16 protein-coding genes are annotated in these 16,504 nt (G+C 70.8%); 10 read left to right on the forward strand and 6 right to left on the reverse strand.

Annotation, left to right across the window (positions count from 1 at the left end):
* Positions 1-36: 36 nt before the first annotated feature.
* On the reverse strand, positions 37-966 hold the full coding sequence (prmB, locus tag RDV84_RS21485; protein WP_057947309.1) for a 50S ribosomal protein L3 N(5)-glutamine methyltransferase: 930 nt from the start codon (positions 964-966) through the stop codon (positions 37-39).
* Positions 967-1,173: 207 nt separating this feature from the next.
* Here prmB and RDV84_RS21490 point away from each other — a divergent pair, with 207 nt between their 5' ends.
* The 3 genes from RDV84_RS21490 to RDV84_RS21500 all read left to right on the forward strand — a co-directional run bounded on the left by RDV84_RS21490 (position 1,174) and on the right by RDV84_RS21500 (position 3,813).
* Complete coding sequence (locus RDV84_RS21490) at positions 1,174-1,818, forward strand: SCO family protein (protein WP_309151530.1); 645 nt, start codon at positions 1,174-1,176, stop codon at positions 1,816-1,818.
* Positions 1,815-2,663 (forward strand): archaetidylserine decarboxylase, encoded by an 849-nt coding sequence (gene asd / locus RDV84_RS21495; RefSeq protein ID WP_057947307.1) that lies wholly within the window; start codon positions 1,815-1,817, stop codon positions 2,661-2,663. The genes RDV84_RS21490 and asd overlap by 4 nt, the downstream gene beginning before the upstream one ends.
* Positions 2,664-2,835: 172 nt before the next feature.
* Positions 2,836-3,813 carry a hypothetical protein gene (locus RDV84_RS21500; RefSeq protein WP_309151531.1) on the forward strand — a complete coding sequence of 326 codons (978 nt, stop codon included), beginning with the start codon at positions 2,836-2,838 and terminating at the stop codon, positions 3,811-3,813.
* Between the two features lie 127 nt (positions 3,814-3,940).
* Here RDV84_RS21500 and RDV84_RS21505 read toward each other — a convergent pair whose 3' ends face one another.
* The 4 genes from RDV84_RS21505 to RDV84_RS21520 form a co-directional block, all read right to left on the reverse strand.
* Positions 3,941-4,603 carry a hypothetical protein gene (locus RDV84_RS21505; protein WP_309151532.1) on the reverse strand — a complete coding sequence of 221 codons (663 nt, stop codon included), beginning with the start codon at positions 4,601-4,603 and terminating at the stop codon, positions 3,941-3,943.
* A 416-nt stretch (positions 4,604-5,019) separates the two neighbouring features.
* On the reverse strand, positions 5,020-5,694 hold the full coding sequence (locus RDV84_RS21510) for a lysoplasmalogenase (protein WP_309151533.1): 675 nt from the start codon (positions 5,692-5,694) through the stop codon (positions 5,020-5,022).
* Positions 5,691-6,911, reverse strand: coding sequence for a hypothetical protein (locus RDV84_RS21515; protein ID WP_309151534.1), 1,221 nt, complete (start codon positions 6,909-6,911; stop codon positions 5,691-5,693). The genes RDV84_RS21510 and RDV84_RS21515 overlap by 4 nt, the downstream gene beginning before the upstream one ends.
* 13 nt (positions 6,912-6,924) lie before the next feature.
* A complete protein-coding gene (locus tag RDV84_RS21520) occupies positions 6,925-8,523 on the reverse strand; it encodes a transglycosylase SLT domain-containing protein (protein ID WP_057947302.1) in 1,599 nt (532 codons plus the stop codon).
* A 1,341-nt stretch (positions 8,524-9,864) separates the two neighbouring features.
* Between RDV84_RS21520 and RDV84_RS21525 the strand changes: the two genes are divergently transcribed.
* The 3 genes from RDV84_RS21525 to greB all read left to right on the forward strand — a co-directional run bounded on the left by RDV84_RS21525 (position 9,865) and on the right by greB (position 12,737).
* The gene (locus RDV84_RS21525) at positions 9,865-11,400 is read left to right on the forward strand and encodes a helicase HerA-like domain-containing protein (RefSeq protein ID WP_309151535.1); all 1,536 of its coding nucleotides are present in this window, start codon (positions 9,865-9,867) and stop codon (positions 11,398-11,400) included.
* A gap of 123 nt (positions 11,401-11,523) precedes the next feature.
* On the forward strand, positions 11,524-12,018 hold the full coding sequence (locus RDV84_RS21530; protein ID WP_078999997.1) for a copper resistance protein NlpE: 495 nt from the start codon (positions 11,524-11,526) through the stop codon (positions 12,016-12,018).
* Positions 12,019-12,224: 206 nt separating this feature from the next.
* A complete protein-coding gene (gene greB / locus RDV84_RS21535; protein ID WP_057947299.1) occupies positions 12,225-12,737 on the forward strand; it encodes a transcription elongation factor GreB in 513 nt (170 codons plus the stop codon).
* A gap of 375 nt (positions 12,738-13,112) precedes the next feature.
* On the opposite strand, the gene RDV84_RS21540 is transcribed toward greB, so the two are convergent.
* On the reverse strand, positions 13,113-13,517 hold the full coding sequence (locus tag RDV84_RS21540; RefSeq protein WP_078999535.1) for a hypothetical protein: 405 nt from the start codon (positions 13,515-13,517) through the stop codon (positions 13,113-13,115).
* A gap of 120 nt (positions 13,518-13,637) precedes the next feature.
* Here RDV84_RS21540 and RDV84_RS21545 point away from each other — a divergent pair, with 120 nt between their 5' ends.
* The 4 genes from RDV84_RS21545 to RDV84_RS21560 all read left to right on the forward strand — a co-directional run bounded on the left by RDV84_RS21545 (position 13,638) and on the right by RDV84_RS21560 (position 16,471).
* Positions 13,638-14,459 carry an MmyB family transcriptional regulator gene (locus RDV84_RS21545; protein ID WP_057947296.1) on the forward strand — a complete coding sequence of 274 codons (822 nt, stop codon included), beginning with the start codon at positions 13,638-13,640 and terminating at the stop codon, positions 14,457-14,459.
* A 398-nt stretch (positions 14,460-14,857) separates the two neighbouring features.
* A complete protein-coding gene (locus RDV84_RS21550; protein ID WP_309151536.1) occupies positions 14,858-15,277 on the forward strand; it encodes an ArsR/SmtB family transcription factor in 420 nt (139 codons plus the stop codon).
* A 26-nt stretch (positions 15,278-15,303) separates the two neighbouring features.
* Positions 15,304-15,855, forward strand: coding sequence for an SRPBCC family protein (locus RDV84_RS21555; RefSeq protein ID WP_309151537.1), 552 nt, complete (start codon positions 15,304-15,306; stop codon positions 15,853-15,855).
* A 184-nt stretch (positions 15,856-16,039) separates the two neighbouring features.
* Entirely contained in the window at positions 16,040-16,471 is a 432-nt protein-coding gene (locus RDV84_RS21560; RefSeq protein ID WP_425606358.1) for an FKBP-type peptidyl-prolyl cis-trans isomerase, read from the forward strand.
* The last annotated feature ends 33 nt before the right edge of the window (positions 16,472-16,504 follow it).

Consider the following 16,504-nt stretch of genomic DNA (forward strand, 5'->3'; position numbering starts at 1 on the left):
CGCCAGCCGCCGACGCGCGTGATCCTTACGACTCGATCAGGCTCGCGCGTCGGCGAGCCGTTTGATCTCGTCGTGATGCTCGACCAGATCGTGGCGCTCGGCCACGAAGATGCCCATCTGGCCGACCTTGAACTCGACCCAGGCCAGCGGCAGCTGCGGCAGCAGCTCGCACAGCGCGCGCTCGGCTTCGCCGACTTCGCAGATCAGCAGGCCGTGCTCGCTCAGGTGCTGCGGAGCGTCGCGCAGGATCTTCAGCGCCAGGTCCAGGCCATCAAAGCCGGCGCGCAGGCCCAGCTCCGGCTCGAACGAGTACTCGCGCGGCAGCGCGTCGGTCTCGTCGTCGGTCACGTACGGCGGATTGGTGACGATCAGATCGAACACCTCGCCCTGCAGCCCCTGGAACAGGTCGGACTGGCGCAACTCGACGTTGTCGGCGAGCAGGCGCTGCTTGTTCTCGGCCGCCAGCGACAGCGCCTTGTCGTTGATGTCGGCGCCGATCACCTCCCACTCGGGGTGGTAATGGCCGGTGGCGATGGCGATGCAGCCCGAACCGGTGCACAGGTCCAGGGCGCGGCGCACCTCGCGGCCGCCGAGCCAGGGCTCGAAACCGGCCTCGATCAGCTCGGCGATCGGCGAGCGCGGCACCAGCGCGCGCGCGTCGCTCTTGAAGCTCAGGCCGGCGAACCAGGCCTCACCGGTCAGATAGGCGGCCGGGATGCGCTCGTCGATGCGGCGCTGGAACAGCGCCAGCACCGCGTCCTTCTCGTCCGTGGTGACCCGGCCCTGGCCGTAGACCGGGCTCAGGTCGTGCGGCAGGTGCAGCGCGTGCAGGACCAACTGGGTGGCTTCGTCCAGGGCGTTGTCGTAGCTGTGGCCGAAGCTCAGCCCGGCCGCGTTGAAGCGGCTGGCCCCGTAGCGGATCAGGTCGACGAGGGTCAGCTGTTCGAAGGAAACGGAAGCGGGCACGGCGGGTCCAGGGCGTAACAAGGGGCGCAGTATAGCTTTTGTTCGGGACCGGGGACCGGGAACCCGGAGCGGGCGTCGACGCAAAGGCGCACGTTGATGGAACCGATGCCGGAGAAGTCGACGCTGGCTCCTGGTCCCCGGTCCCCGGTCCCCGGTCCCCGGTCCCCGGTCCCGGTATCATGGCCGGGCATTCACGCTGGAACCGCCATGTTCAACCGCACTACCGCCATCGTCCTGGTGGCCGCGCTGGCCGCCGCGCTGGGCCTGTGGGCCTCGCAGAAATACTTCGGCAGCGCCAAGCGCTCGCACCTGCCGCAGACCCAGGCGGTGCGCCTGTTCGACCCGCCGCGCACCCTGCCCGCGTTCTCGCTGCGCCAGTCCGACGGCACCCCGCTGATCCCGGGCGAGCTCAAGGGCCACTGGACCCTGGTCTTCCTCGGCTTCACCCACTGCCCGGACGTGTGCCCGACCACCCTGGCGCAGATGTCGGTGGCGCAGAAGGCCTGGGAGGCGATCCCCGAATCGACCCGCCCGCGGGTGCTGTTCGTCTCGGTCGATCCCGAGCGCGACAGCCCCGACAAGATCGGCGAGTACGCCCACGGCTTCCACAAGGACACCCTGGCCGCGACCGCCGACGTGCCGGCGCTGGAGAACTTCGCCAAGTCGCTGAGCATGGTGTTCGCCAAGGTCCCGGCCCCGCCCGGCGCGCCGGCCAACCAGTATTCGATGGACCACAGCGCCAGCATGGCCGTGCTCGACCCGCAGGGGCGCATGGCCGGGCTGGTGCGGCCGCCGTTCGATTCCAACGCGATCGCGCGCGACATGGCCGCGCTGACGGAGGCCTCGCCGTGAGCCTCGTCACCACCCTGACCTATGCGCTGCCGCACCGCTTCCTGTCGGGCCTGGCGCGGACCCTGGCCTACTCGCCCGACCCGCGGGTGAGCCGCTGGCTGATCGACACGGTGACCGAGAAGTTCGGCGTCGACCTCAGCGAGGCGGCCAATCCCGATCCGCGCGCCTATCCGACCTTCAACGCCTTCTTCACCCGCGCGCTCAAGCCGGGCGCGCGCCGCGCGCAAGGCGACGCGCGCACCCTGCTGATGCCGGCCGACGGCCGCATCAGCCAGTGCGGGCCGATCCGCGCCGGCGAGATCTTCCAGGCCAAGGGCCGCTCGTTCACCGCGCTGGAACTGCTCGGCGGCGACGAAGCCGCGGCCGCGCCGTTCCGCGACGGCGATTACGCCACCGTGTACCTGTCGCCGCGCGACTACCATCGCGTGCACATGCCCTGGACCGGCACCCTGCGCGAGACCGTGCACGTGCCCGGCCGGCTTTTCAGCGTCGGCCCCGACGCGGTGCGCAACGTGCCGCGGCTGTTCGCGCGCAACGAGCGCCTGGTCTGCCATTTCGATACCGATTTCGGGCCGATGGCGCTGGTGATGGTCGGCGCGCTGCTGGTGTCGGGCGTGGAAACGGTGTGGAGCGGGATCGAGATTCCCGCCTACGGCGACCGCGTCACCACCAAGGACTACCGCGGCAAGGGCATCGTCCTCAAGCGCTTCGAGGAAATGGCCCGGTTCAACTACGGCTCGACCGTGATCGTGCTGCTGCCGCCCGGCGTGGCGACGCTGGACGCCGCGCTGCAGGCCGAGACCGCCGTGCGCCTGGGCCAGCCGCTCGCGCGCCGTACCCGCTGAAAGCCCTGTAGGAGCGGCGCGAGCCGCGACCGCGACATCGCAGATTCGACGCAAGCGTGGTTTCGCGGTCGCGGCTTGCGCCGCTCCTACAGGTAAACCATCAAGCCCCACGGAGGGGATACGCATGACCCGCACCGGACGCTGCTTCGCTGTTACCGCACTCGCCCTCCTCGTGACCGCCTGCGGCGCCAAGACCGAAGCCGAACAATTGGCCGGCCTGCGCGACGGCCTCGCCTACACCCAGTACCGTCGCGTCTCCGAGAGCGGCCTGCCGGCGGCGCTGCAGGCCTATCGTTTCGGCGCGCAGTTCAGCGACAAGGCCGGCGTGGCGCCGTCCGAACTGCCGCAGTTCGGCCCCGCCGACCTGTGCATCGCCCACCTGCTGCTGGCCTATGCCGCGCTCGGCGCCGACAAGACCACGATCGCGGTGGCCGAAACCGACATCGTCGAAGCGCAGGACTGCGCCGCCTTCGACGACCTCGCCGCGGCCTCGCTGCGCTCGGTCGCGTTCCAGCGGCTGGAATGGCCGCAACTGGCGCAGGCCGAGAGCGAACGGGTCTGGGCCGCGCAGAACCAGACCGACGGCGAATTCAGCAAGGGCCCGGCCGGGCAGATGATGGCCCTGCACCTGGGCCTGGGCTATCTGGCGGTCAGCGAGAAGCGCTGGGACCGCGCCCAGATCCACGCCGACGCGCTCGGCCAGATGCTGCGCGCGCCGTGGCTGGGCAAGATCGCCGGCGCCGGCGTGGCGGTGCAGGAAGGCCGCACCAGCGACGCGCTGATCGCGCTCAAGCGCCTGAGCGAGGACCCGAGCGTGCCCGGCGGCGTGCGCAAGGAACTGGCCGGATTCATCGCCCAGGCCGAAGCCAAGGGCGGCGACGTCGACTCCTTCGCCTTCATGCCGCGGCTGGTGACCACCCTGGCCTGGGACGCGGTCAAGGCGCACGGCCCCGAGGCGATGCGCGCGGCCACCCGCCTCGCCGACGAACAGGCGCTCAAGCCGATGGGCGAATCGCTGCAAAAAGGCGTCGGCCAGGCCGGCGAGGCCGCCGGCGGCTGGTGGCGCAAGGCGCGCGAGGCGCTGTCGTCGCCCGAGCCGGCCGCTCCGGCGGAGAAGACCGGCGAAACGCCTGCCGGACCCGCCGCCTGAAAGCTCTGCCGTCTGAAAGGCCGGCCGCCTGAAGGCGCCGCCGGCCGTCCCGGCGTAAGCAACCGACGAGGTCGGACCGGACCCGCCGCCGAAGACGGCGCGGGCCGGGTCCGTCGGCCGCGCGCGCTCAGGCCGCGGCCGCGCGCGCGCCCGCCGGCAGATCCTCGCGCAACACCGGCAGGCCCTGCGCCAGCGCCTTGAACATCGCGCCCTCGTCGGCTTCGCCGTCTTCGTCGAGGAACTCCGGCCGCACCAGGCGCGGCAGATCCTCGGGTTCGAAGTCCACGTCCATATCGACATCCAGCGGCGCGGCGATCAGCACCGCCTCGACCGCCGGCCCGAACGACATGCGGAAATAGCTGGTCGCCAACACCAGCGCCGCGCGGGTGCGGCCGCCGACGTTGAGCACGCCGCCGTCGTCGCCGTAGCGGCCGGCGACCGCGCCTTCGACGATCAGTTGGCCCAGGACGGTCACGTTCGGGCAGCCCTGCAGCACCACGTTGCGCACCTTGAGGTCGCCGGTGACCAGCAGGTAGCAGCCGCCGCCGAAATCGTTCCAGAGCAATTGCCCGTCGATCTCCAGGTCGCCGTCGACGATCACGTTGTAGGGATTCCAGTCCACGCCCGGCTCGCTGCGCCAGTCGCCGGCGAGCTTGAGGCCGCCGCGGTAGACGCGCTGTTCCTGTTCGCCGGCGAACTCGCGGTAGGGGTATTCGATGCCGCCGGAGACCTTGAATTCGGTTTCGACGGCGGCGGCGGTGAGCACTTCGTAGGCGGGGTGGTCGGTCATCCGTGAGGTCCTTGGGACGCGATGGAAAAAACAGGGCGCGCAGCCGCGGCGCTGGCGCGGCCTGCAGTGCGAGTGCGAAAAAAGGGAGAGGTGCGATAGGCGGCTTGCGACGATCCTTGTCGGGGCGCACATCCTGTGCGGAAGCGGGCGGCAAGTATGCCAGCCGCGAAGCGTGCTCGGCGCGGGTCGCGCCGAGCACGCTTCGCGCAGATTCGATTCGTCACTCGCGCCGAGCGAGCGCTCCGCGCAGGCTACCTATCGTCATTCCCGTGAATGCGGGAATCCAGAGACTCAGCGTCATGTCGCGGTGAGGCCCTGGATTCCCGCATTCGCGGGAATGACGGCAGGTAGGTTGCGCCACCTGTCGCCTCGCCTCTCGCTGCCGCGCGGACGCTTGCGCCAGCGCACGCTCGCGATCAGCTCCGCGCCAGCGTCGCCGAACGCCCGATCCACCACTGCGCGGCCCAATAGCTCGCCAGCACCAGCGCCTGCGCCGCGGCGAACGGCGCGGCGAAGCGGTCGATGGCGAGGGCCGCATCCGAGAACACGAAACAGGCGCCGCCGATCGCCGCCGCGACGCCGGCCGCGTCCGCGCGCCGTCGCCACACCGCCGCGGCCTGCGCCGCCATCGCCGCAAGCACCGCGACGTAGACCACCACGGGAATGCGCAACTCGCCCGGCAAGTGCGGCCACAGCACCGCCAGCACCGCGCCGGCCAGGATCGCGTAGGCCAGGAACGGCCACGCCGCCGCGAACGGCCGCGCGCGCCGGCACAGGCCGGCCAGGTAGGCCACGTGCGCGCACAGGAACGAGGCCAGGCCGAACACGAACCAGTCGCCGGGCAGCATCAGGAAGACGTCGCCGGCGGTGGACAGCAACAGGCCGGCGAAGATCGCGCGGCGATAGCCGGGGTCGGCGGCGGCGCCCAGGCGCCACACCATCGCCGCGATCAGCAGCGTGGTCGCGGGTTTGAACAGATAGTGCAGCCAGATCGCCGCGCCGCCGGCATAGGCGCCGGCGATGGCCAGCGCGGCCGACAGCGCAACGACCGCGCCCCAGCCGCGCGCCTGCTCGATTCCGCGTTCGCTCATGCGGTCTGGCTCCCTGTCGTTGGCGGCGTATCGATCAAGGCCGCGACGCGCTCGCGCAACCCCGCTTCGTACGCGGCCAGGCCCGGGGTCGGGTCGTTCTCGGCATAACGTCGCGAGCGCTCCAGCCAGTGACGCGCGCGAGCGGCATCGCCGCGCAGGGCGGCGGCCAAGGCGCGCACGCGCGGAGCCAGGTGCGGCAGCGGCCACAGCCAGCGCGCGCGCGGGTTGAGCAATTCCAGTTCGGCCGCGGCCGCCCCGCCGCGATGCCACAGGGCGCGGTGGAACGCCCAGTGCAGTTCGCACAAGGCCAGCAGGTCGGCCAGCGACTCGCGCAGCGGTTGCGGGCACGCCTCCACCCGCTCGCGCAAGCGCTGGCGCAGCGCGCCCGCGGCGGCTTCGTCGTTGCGGTCCAGGGCGATGGCGAATGCCAGCCAATCCAGCAGCAACGGCATCGGCTCGTCCTCGGCGGCCATGCGCCGCAACAGTTCCGGCGGCAAGTCGTTCGGGTCCAGCCCCATCGACAGATGCCCGAAAAACCGCTTGACGCTGGCGCCGGGCAAATCTTCGTAGCGGTTGCGGCGCAGCCGCCACAAGGTCAGGCCGTCGCTGGGCGAATGCCCGCCGACCGGATACGGCAACAGGTTCAGCGCGCCGACGAGGCCGTGCATCGTCGCCAGCAACAGCGCGACCGTCCGGCCGAAAGCGTCCTGCCACAGCAGCGCGACCGCTGCGCAGACGGCTGCGACGGCCAGGTTGGCGGCGCAGCCGCCCCACGCCAAGGCGATCGCGTCGCCGCGCAAATCGCGGCGCGGGTCGGGATAGGCCAGCACCCAACCGCCGTAATCGCGTTGCTGCCCGCGCCGCGAGCGCAGGCGTACGCGCAACCCGCGCCGGCGCGGTTGCAACTCCAACGGGCCGATGCCGACATTGGCCACCGCCATCGCGCAGCGGCGCGCGGCGATCCAGTGCCCGCTTTCATGCACCAGTATCGCGCTCAGATAGGCCGGCACCAGCACCAATACGATCGCCGCCGCCATGCCATGGCTCAGCTGCGACGCCACCATCAGCAAGATCAGTACCAGCAGCACCCAGCCCAGCGTTTGCCAGGCCAGGGCGACGCGTCCCCAATTGCGCTGCGCGCGCGGCGACAGGTCGCGCATCGCCGGCGCCGCAGCGTCCGCCGGCGGCGCCTCGTCGTGGGGCTGCGCTGCGTCCATGCCCTCGCTGCGCTCAGTCGCCGCAACCGCTCAGCTTGATCCGCTGGCCCGGCTTGACCGCATAGCGCGGCGCCTTGAGCCCGTTGGCCTTGGCCAGCGCGCGGGTGTCGCAGGAGAACTTCTTGGCCACGTCGGTCAGGGTGTCGCCGCGCTGGATCTTGTAGTCCTTCGGCGTCGCCTTCTTCTTCGGCTCGGCCTTCGGCGCCGGCGCGGGACGGCCGGTGGCGACGGTGACCGGCACGCCGGCGGCGCTGGTTCCGGCGAACGCGAGCGTTCCGTCCTCGCCCGCGCTCTGCGCCGGCAGCACGGTCAGCGGGCCGGTGCGCACGATCGCGCTGCTGGCATCGCTGGCGACCAGGGTACGGGCGAGTTCGGCGCGCTTGCCCTGGGTGCACCAGCGGTTGTACAGGCTCACCATGCGGGTGGTGGCGTTGAGCGTGGTGCCGGCGGAGAGGTAGCTGTCGGCCTGGTAGCGCGGATTGAGGTTGCGCAGCGCGCGCATGTAGCCGTCGCGGCTGCCGGCGCCGCCCATGCAGATGGTCAGCTCGTAGATCGAGCTGGACTTGCTCAGGCGCAGCTGGGCCAGCTTGTTGTCGACCTTGGCGAAGTTCAGCCCGTACTCGCGCGGGTGCAGGAACAGCCACGCGGCGGCGACCACCATCGGCACGTAGTCGCGGGTCTCGGCCGGGAACTGGTTGTAGACCGACTCGTCCCAGAAGTTGCGCCCGCCGGAGGCGTTGTTGATCCGCAGCGCGCGGCCCTCGCCGCCGTTGTAGGCGGCCAGCGACATCTCGATGGAGTTGTTGAGCTGGCCCAGGCGCTCGTTCAAGTACTCGGCCGCGGCCTGCGCGGACTGCTTGGGATCGTAGCGGGTGTCGAAGCCCGAGCCGTCGTCGCCGAGGCCGAAGCGCTTGCCGGTGGCGAACATGAACTGCAGCGGGCCGGCGGCGCCGACGCGCGAGGTCGAATGCACGCGGCCGTTGGATTCCTTGGCCATGATCCCGAACAGCAGCGCCTCGGGCAGGCCGGCGCGCTGGAACTCCGGCCACATCAGCTGGCGCATGTACTGATAGTTGTCGTAGCTCTGCATCAGCGGGCCGCGCAGGTCGGTCAGCCAGCGGCGGATGCCGGCCTGCACCGCCGGGTTGTACTGCACCATCTTGACGAAGCGCTGGCCGTCGTCGCTGAGCAGCGCCGCGGCGCGCGCGGCCTCGGGCACGTCGGCGGCGAGGCCGTCGCTGTCGAGCTGGCCGGCGTCCTCGGCGTCCTCGTCGGTGTTGGCGACCGAGTCGGCGTTGGCCTTGAGCAGGCGCTTGTAGCCGGCCAGCATGGTGGTCGGCGCGCAGCCCTTCTGCTTGAGGCAGGCGGCGATCACGTCCTCCATGTCCTCCAGCGCGGCGTCGCTGTCCTGGCGGCCGGTCGGGTCGGCGTTGCGGATCTTGACCAGGGCCGACTGGTAGCGGGTTTCGGCCGACTGCATGCGCTGGGTCAGCGCGTCGACCGCGGCCTGGTCGCGCTTGGACAGCGCCGCGGCCTGCGGCGAGAGACTGCACAGCGCGAGCGCGGCGGCCAGCGGCGCGACCGCCGCACGGAAGCCGGCCGGGACGCGCATGGCGCGGGCGGAACGTGAATATGCGGGCATGAGGCGTGCAGCAGGTCCTTTTTGCGGGGGGTCAGGGTAACGGCGCGGGTCCGGGCCCGGCAAGGACCGTGACCACAAGCGGGTTTTCCCGACCGGGCCGGCGGCGGGCGGCGCTTGCGCCGCGGGCCGCGGGATGAAGCGGATTGGACTGGGCCGGCGGGTCGAAGTTCATACGGATCGGGCACGCGCGCGGCCGCGGCGTCTCATCCGGCCATGCTTCGCCGAAATCCCGGCTGCCGCGCTTCGCGGGCGTTGGCGCCCCTTGCCCCGTCATCGCAATCAAAGCCGAATCCATTCCGTCGCAGCCGTTGCCGTTGATACTGCCGTTGCCCTTGCGCTTTGACGCAACCCCACGCGAAGCCCCCGCCCCGCAGACCCGGAGGGCGCGCGCATGGATGCGCGCGTGCGCCGTAGGGGCAGGATGCCCCTTACGGCGCATCCCCGCGCAAGGTGCTGGACTTAGTGGCTTGTGACCTTAAACAAGCGTTTTTCTTTGGCTACTTTCTTTTGTCGCGCTGACAAAAGAAAGTAGCTCGGCCGCTTGCGGACGAAAGCTTTTGATGGTGGCTTGTCGTCACGCGACACATCGATAACGGCGAAAGCAGCAGCAACGTCAACATGGGTTCCGGCTTTCGCCGGAATGACGGTTATGAGGGTGCGTATCCGACTGTAGGAGCGGCGCGAGCCGCGACCGCGCCGACTCAACTACGATGAAACTTTCGCAATCGCCGGGATGGCGCGGTCGCGGCTTGCGCCGCTCCTACAGGGGGCGTGCCGCGGTGGATTCTGCTTTTTCGTGTTCGTACGGGTGAAGACAAGCGAAGATCAGGAGCTTCCGTCCGCAAGCGGCCGGGTCACTTTCTTTGTCTTAAGCCACAAAGAAAGTAACCAAAGAAAAGGCCTCGTTTTTTCGGATCAAGAGCCACTATGGCTCGGAAGGCGCGCGGGGCCGCGCCATAAGGGGCATCCTGCCCCATGGCGCGCGTGCGCATCCATGCGCACGCCCTCCGGGGCTGCGGGACGACGGCTTCGGGCTTGGGGGCGAGCACAGGCAACGGCACAGGCAAGGTCAAAATGGATTCCGGCTTTCGCCGGAACGACGGGGTATCTGGGATTACGACGCGACTGCGTTGATCCGCTGCAGCCCGCGCCGTTTCAGTCGCCGGAACCGGAACCGGCCCAATCAAAAACTGCGCGAGTGACAACGCGCGCGGCATGCCTCCCCGCCCCGCTTCACGAACCCCACACGCCAGCCGCTAGAATCGGCCTTCGCGTTTTCCCCAAGCATTCCCCCGAACCACGGAAACGGACATGGCCCCGACCCCCGGCGATACCCAGAACGACATCCTGATCGGCAAGGCCGTGACCACGCCCGACAGCGGGCAGGTGTTCCTGCACACCAAGCTCGGCAACCGCCACGGGCTGGTCGCCGGCGCTACCGGCACCGGCAAGACGGTGACCCTGATGACCCTGGCCGAAGGCTTCTCGCGCCAGGGCGTGCCGGTGTTCCTGGCCGACGTGAAGGGCGACGTCGCCGGCCTCGCGGTCGCCGGCGCCGGCAACGACAAGCTGCAGGCGCGGCTCGGCGAGATCGGCATCGCCGACTGGGCGCCGCAGGCCAATCCGGTGGTGTTCTGGGACCTGTTCGGCAAGCTCGGCCACCCGGTGCGCACCACCGTCAGCGAGATGGGCCCGACCCTGCTGGCGCGCATCCTCGAACTCAACGACACCCAGTCCGGCGTGCTCGACATCGTGTTCAAGCTCGCCGACGACCGCGGCCTGCTGCTGCTCGACCTGGCCGACCTGCGCGCCCTGCTCGGCCTGGTCGCCGACGAACGCAAGGACATCTCCACCAGCTACGGCCTGGTCAGCGCGCAGTCGATCGGCGCGATCCAGCGCTCGCTGCTGCGCCTGGAGCAGGACGGCGGCGATCATTTCTTCGGCGAGCCGGCGCTGGAGCTGGCCGACCTGATGCGCACCACCCCCAACGGCCACGGCGTGGTCAACGTGCTCGCCGCCGATTCGCTGATCCTCAAGCCGCGCCTGTATTCGAGCTTCCTGCTGTGGCTGCTGTCGGAGCTGTTCGAGCAACTGCCCGAAGTCGGCGACCTCGACCGGCCCAAGCTGGTGTTCGTGTTCGACGAGGCCCACCTGCTGTTCGACGACGCCCCCGCCGCGCTGCAGCAACGCGTCGAGCAGGTGGTGCGGATCATCCGCTCCAAGGGCGTGGGCGTGTACTTCTGCTCGCAGTTCCCCGACGACATCCCCGACAACATCCTCGGCCAACTCGGCAACCGCGTGCAGCACGCGCTGCGCGCGTTCACGCCGCGCGATCAGAAAGCCGTGCGCACCGCCGCGGAAACCTTCGTGCCGAATCCGGCGCTGAACGTGGCCGAGGCCATTTCCAAGCTCGGCACGGGCGAGGCCCTGGTCTCGACACTGCAGGACAAGGGCGTGCCGATGCCGGTCGAACGCACCCTGGTGGCGCCGCCGCGCTGCCGCATGGGCGCGATCACCGAGGCCGAGCGCGCCCAGGTCCGCGCCGGCAGCCCGATCGGCGGCAAGTACGACACCCAGGTCAACCGCGAATCGGCCGCCGAGATGCTGGCCAAGCGCGCCGAAACCGCGGCCGAGCAGGCCAAGGCGCCGCCGGCCAAGACCCGCGAGCAGGACGACCAGGAGGAAGGCGGCTTCGGCCAGGCGGTCAAGGACGCGGTGTTCGGCACCAAGCGCCGCCAGGGCATGGTCGAGACCATGGCCAAGCAGACCGCGCGCACCGTCGGCACCCAGGTCGGCCGGCAGATCCTGCGCGGCCTGCTCGGCGGCATTTTCGGCGGCAAGCGCTGACGAGCACGAGCCAGGAGTGAGCGTGGAGGAGCGAGGAGTGAGAAAAGGCTCGCTTTCGCTCGCTCCTCGCTCCTCTACGCTCACTCCTCGCTTTCAAACCCGTACCCAGCACAGGAGCTTCATGTGAATCGCAAACTGCTCGCCCTCGCCTGCCTCGCCGCGCTCGCGTTGAGCGCCTGCAACAAACCCGGCGAGACGCCCGCCGCCGCGCCGGCCGAAACGCCCAAGGCCGCCGAACCGGCCGCGCCAGCCGAACCCGCGCCGGCCCCCGCCGCCGACGCCGCCCCGGCCGCGTTCGACGCCGCCGCCTTCGCCGGCACCTTCAGCGGCACCCTGCCCTGCGCCGACTGCAGCGGCATCGACACCAAGCTCGAACTCAAGGCCGACGGCAGCTACGCCCTCAGCGAGAGCTACCAGGGCAAGAAGGACGGCAACTTCAAGGGCGACGGCACCTGGACCGCGGAAGAGAACGGCAAGCGCGTGCGCCTGGACCCGAACAGCAAGAGCGACGACGACCGTCTGTTCGAAATCGCGTCCAAGGACGAGATCCGCATGCTCGACACCGAGGGCAAGCCGATCGAGTCGCAGCTCAACTACAGCCTCAAGCGCGCGCCGTAACGCGCGGCATCGCTTCCCCCTGTAGGAGCGGCGCGAGCCGCGACCGCGACGCCTCGACTGCGTCGAAACTTGCGCCGCAGTTGGGTTATCGCAGTCGCGGCTCGCGCCGCTCCTACAGGGGGTAAACCGATCTTCACCTCGATTTGCTTGAACCGCGCCGCGGCCTCTGCGATAACGTCGGCCCCGCTGTCGCGAGTACCGCCATCATGGGCCGTTGGCGCCCGCCCGCCGAACACAGCACCGCGCTGATCACCCGCGAGGGCCACGCGCGCCTGAAGCACGAGCTCGACGAGCTGTGGCGGCTGCGCCGTCCCGAGGTGGTCAAGGCGCTGGCCGCCGCCGCGGCCGAGGGCGACCGCTCCGAGAACGCGGAATACACCTACCGCAAGAAGCAGTTGGCCGAGATCGACCGGCGCGTGCGCTACCTGAGCAAGCGCCTGCCGCTGCTGCGGGTGATCGAATCCACGCCGAGCGATCCGCAATCGGTGTTCTTCGGCGCCTGGGTCGAGGTCGAGGACGTCGCCAGCGGCGAGCTGGCGCGCTATCGCATCGTCGGGCCGGACGAGACCGATGCCAGGCTCGGCCATATCAGCATCGATTCGCCCCTGGCGCGGGCCATGCTCAAGCGTCGCGTCGACGACGAGTTCGAGGCGGTACTGCCGGCGGGGCCGGCGCGTTTCGCCATCGTCGAGGTCTCGTACGCCCCGCCTGCCGGCTGAAAGGCGCCCGGTTCGCGTCATCGCCCGCGCAGTCGCGCGGCACGACGGTAGGAGCGGCGCGAGCCGCGACAACACGGCTACGACGCAAGCTTCGGCGCGGTTGCGTTGTCGCGGTCGCGGCTCGCGCCGCTCCTAACAGGGGCTTCGGCCGCGTTCACCGCAGCGGCAACGGCTTATACCGCGACGATCCGAAGCCCGCCGCGCGTATCGCAGCGCGGCGTCCCGACCATCGCCGCGACGGGCGCCGGCACCCGGCAGCCAATCAGATCCGGACACCAGGCGCAGCGCGCCGGCAGGTTGCGCGCAGCGCCCGGCGCCGCGACCGGCGAAGCGGCGCGCGCGCCCGGGCTTGCCTCGGTCGAGCGCATCGCCGCCTCAGCCGCGCTGCTGCCGGCGCAGGCCGAAATACTGCAGTTCGGCGAACACCGCCACCACCGCCGCCTGCGCCAGCACGAAGGCCACGCCGAGCGGGTTCGGCGCGATCGCGCCCTGCAACCACACCAGCAACGACGCGGCGACCCAGGCGACGTTGACGCCGATCAGCGTCCACGCCAGCGGCGCGGCGATCGCGCGCCGGGTCAGGGTCCAGCCGAGGAAGGCGATCCAGCCCATCAGCACCAGGCCGGCGCCGCGCAGCCAGTCGGCGTCGATCGCGGTCGCGCGCGCCAGCGGTTCGGCGGCCGCCAGCTGCAACACGCCGGCGGCGCCGGAGACGAGCAGATCGGCCTGCACCACGCGGCGCAGGAACTGGGCGGGTCGGGGATGGGCGGCGATGGCCATGGTCGTTCTCCTGTGGTGTGGGTTCGTCTTCGTTCGCCGCCATCACACCGCTGCGCGCGCGGCGGGTCGATTACCCGCCAGGTAATGCCGGCGCCGGCGGCGCTGGGCTAAGGTGGCCGCATGAACGACTCGCGCCCCGTGGGCGAGCTGCTGCGCCAATGGCGCCAGCGCCGCCGCCTGACCCAATTCGATCTGGCCGAGATGGCCGAGATCTCCACCCGCCACGTCAGCTTCATCGAAACCGGCCGCTCGCTGCCGAGCCGGGCCATGCTGCTGCGCCTGGCCGACCGCCTGGACGTGCCGCTGCGCGAGCGCAACGCGTTGATGACCGCGGCCGGACTGGCGCCGATGTACGCCGAACGCCCGCTCGACCATCCGGCGATGCGCGAGGCCTACGCCGCAGTCGAACTGGTGCTGTACGCGCACGAACCGCACCCGGCGCTGGCGGTGGACCGGCACTGGAACCTGATCCAGCACAACCGCGCGCTGGCCCCGATGCTGGCCGGCGTCGCCGACCACCTGCTCGCGCGCCCGGCCAACGTGCTGCGCGCGGCGCTGCACCCCGAAGGCATGGCCCCGGACATCCTCAACTTCGGCGAATGGCGCGCGCACATCCTGCACCGGCTGCGCCACCAGATCGAAACCAGCGGCGATCCGGTGCTGGAAGCGCTGTACGCCGAACTGCAGGCGTATCCGCCGCCGCCCGGCCACGATTCCGCCGAGTACGACCCGGCCGAACTGACCGGCGCCGCCCACGTCGCGGTGCCGTGCCGCATGCGCACGCCGTTCGGCGAACTGTCCTTCATCAGCACCACCACGGTGTTCGGCACGCCGATGGACGTGACCCTGGCGGAACTGGCGATCGAATCGTTCTTTCCGGCCGATGCGGCCACCGCGAAGGCGATGCGCGAGTTCGGCGCGAGCCTGGTGGCGTCTTCGTAGCGCCGGCGGCGAGGCGCGCCGGCCCCAGGGCTGCGCGCGCCCAGGCTTCGTACGCCTAGTACCTCGCCTCGCACTCCGCGCCCATCGCCCCGCCCCCACCCCGCCCCGTCGTTCCGACGTCCGCCGAAATGACGAGTTGGGTGGCTTCATTCGTCGCCGCGCGGCCCCCGCCGGGATGGCAGGTGGCGTCGTAGCGCCATTGCCGCGGTCGCGGCTCGCGCCGCTCCTACAGGGGCTCAGGCGGGTTCGCTTCCGACGGTAGGAGCGGCGCGAGCCGCGACCGCGACACCGCGCCTGCGACGCAATGCCCCGTATCGCCCGAGACCGTTCGTCGGCCCGCACCCGAATATTTTACCAATCGGTTGACAGTTGCCCGTCCCAGGCGGATATTCAACCGCATGGTTGAACATAACTCCCAACGGCTCGACGCCGTCTTCCAGGCCCTCGCCGACCCCACCCGCCGGGCGATGCTGCGCCAGCTCGCCGACGGCGAACGCAAGGTCGGCGAACTCGCCGAGCCCTACGCCATGACCCTCGCCGCCGCCTCCAAGCACATCAAGGCGCTGGAACGCGCCGGGCTGGTGCGGCGCGAGGTGCGCGGACGCATCCACGTCTGCCGCCTCGATGCGCAGCCGCTGCACGGCGGCTTCGAGTGGCTGCGCCACTACGAACGCTTCTGGAACCAGCGCCTGGACGACCTGGAAGCGCTGCTGCGCGCTGAAGACGATGCCAGCCGCCGTGCACCCACGCCGGCAGCGCCGACATCCGCCGCGCCCGCCGAACCGCCCCGCCCGCCGCGGCGCAAGCCGCGTCCCTGACCCGCCACGCCTCCCCGGAGACCGCCATGAACCTGCCCGCCAACGACGCCTACGGCGTCCTCACCGCCGCCGATTCCGTCCGCATCGAACGCGTCCTGCCCGGCCCGATCGAGCGCGTCTGGGCCTATCTCACCGAATCCGACAAGCGCCGGCACTGGCTCGCCGCCGGCGAGATGGACCTGCGCGTCGGCGGCGCGGTCGAGCTGAACTTCGACAACGCCCGCCTCACCCGCAACGACGATCCGCCGCCGGCCAAGTACGCCAGCGACTGCGTCAACACCCTGCGCGGCCGCATCACCGCGATCGAGCCGCCGCGGCTGCTGCGCTACACCTGGAACGAAGACGCCGGCAGCAAATCCGAGGTGAGCTTCGAACTGAGCGAACAAGGCGAGCAGGTGCGGCTGGTCGTGCACCACCGCCACCTGTCCGACCGCAGCGGCCTGGTCAGCGTCAGCGGCGGCTGGCACGCGCACCTGGGCCTGCTGATCGACGTGCTGTCGCAGCGCGAACCCGAAGGTTTCTGGCGCAGCCACAACCGCCTGGACGCGGAGTACGAGCGGCGCATCCCGCAGGCCTGAGCGCGGCGCGAGGCGGGCGCGCGGCGCGGACGGTAAGCTGTGGGTCCTTTCGCCTACCCGTCCGAGGTCGTCCGTGCCCGCAGCGTCCCGCTCCGCCGTGTTCCGCCCTGTCGCGCCCCGCTCCGCCGCGTCCGCCGCCCTGCGCGCGTTGCCGCTGGCGCTGCTGCTGGCGGCCGCCGCGCCGATGCTGGCCGGCTGCCAGCGCCCGGCCGAGCAGGAGCAGGCCGCGGCCGCGCCGAAGGTGATGCACGGCCGCATCGCCCAGTTCGAAATGATCGACCAGCGCGTCGGCACCGGCGCGGTCGCGCAGCCGGGCCAGGAAGCGATCGTGCAGTACACCGGCTGGTTCTACGACGAGACCGCGCCGAACAAGCGCGGCAGCAAGTTCGACAGTTCCTACGACCGCAACGGCCAGCCTTTCAGTTTCCTGCTTGGCGCCGGCCGGGTGATCCGCGGCTGGGACGACGGCGTCGCCGGCATGCGCGTGGGCGGCAAGCGGGTGCTGATGGTTCCGCCGGACCTGGCCTACGGCAAGGACGGCGCCGGCGGCGGCGCGATCCCGCCGGACGCCTCGCTGGTGTTCGAAGTGGAACTGCTCGGCCTGGAAGCGCGCTGAGCGCGCGCGGTCCGGCGCGAACGCGCGCCGGGC

The sequence above is a fragment of the Lysobacter yananisis genome, assembly GCF_031199375.1.
GTDB lineage: Bacteria > Pseudomonadota > Gammaproteobacteria > Xanthomonadales > Xanthomonadaceae > Lysobacter > Lysobacter yananisis.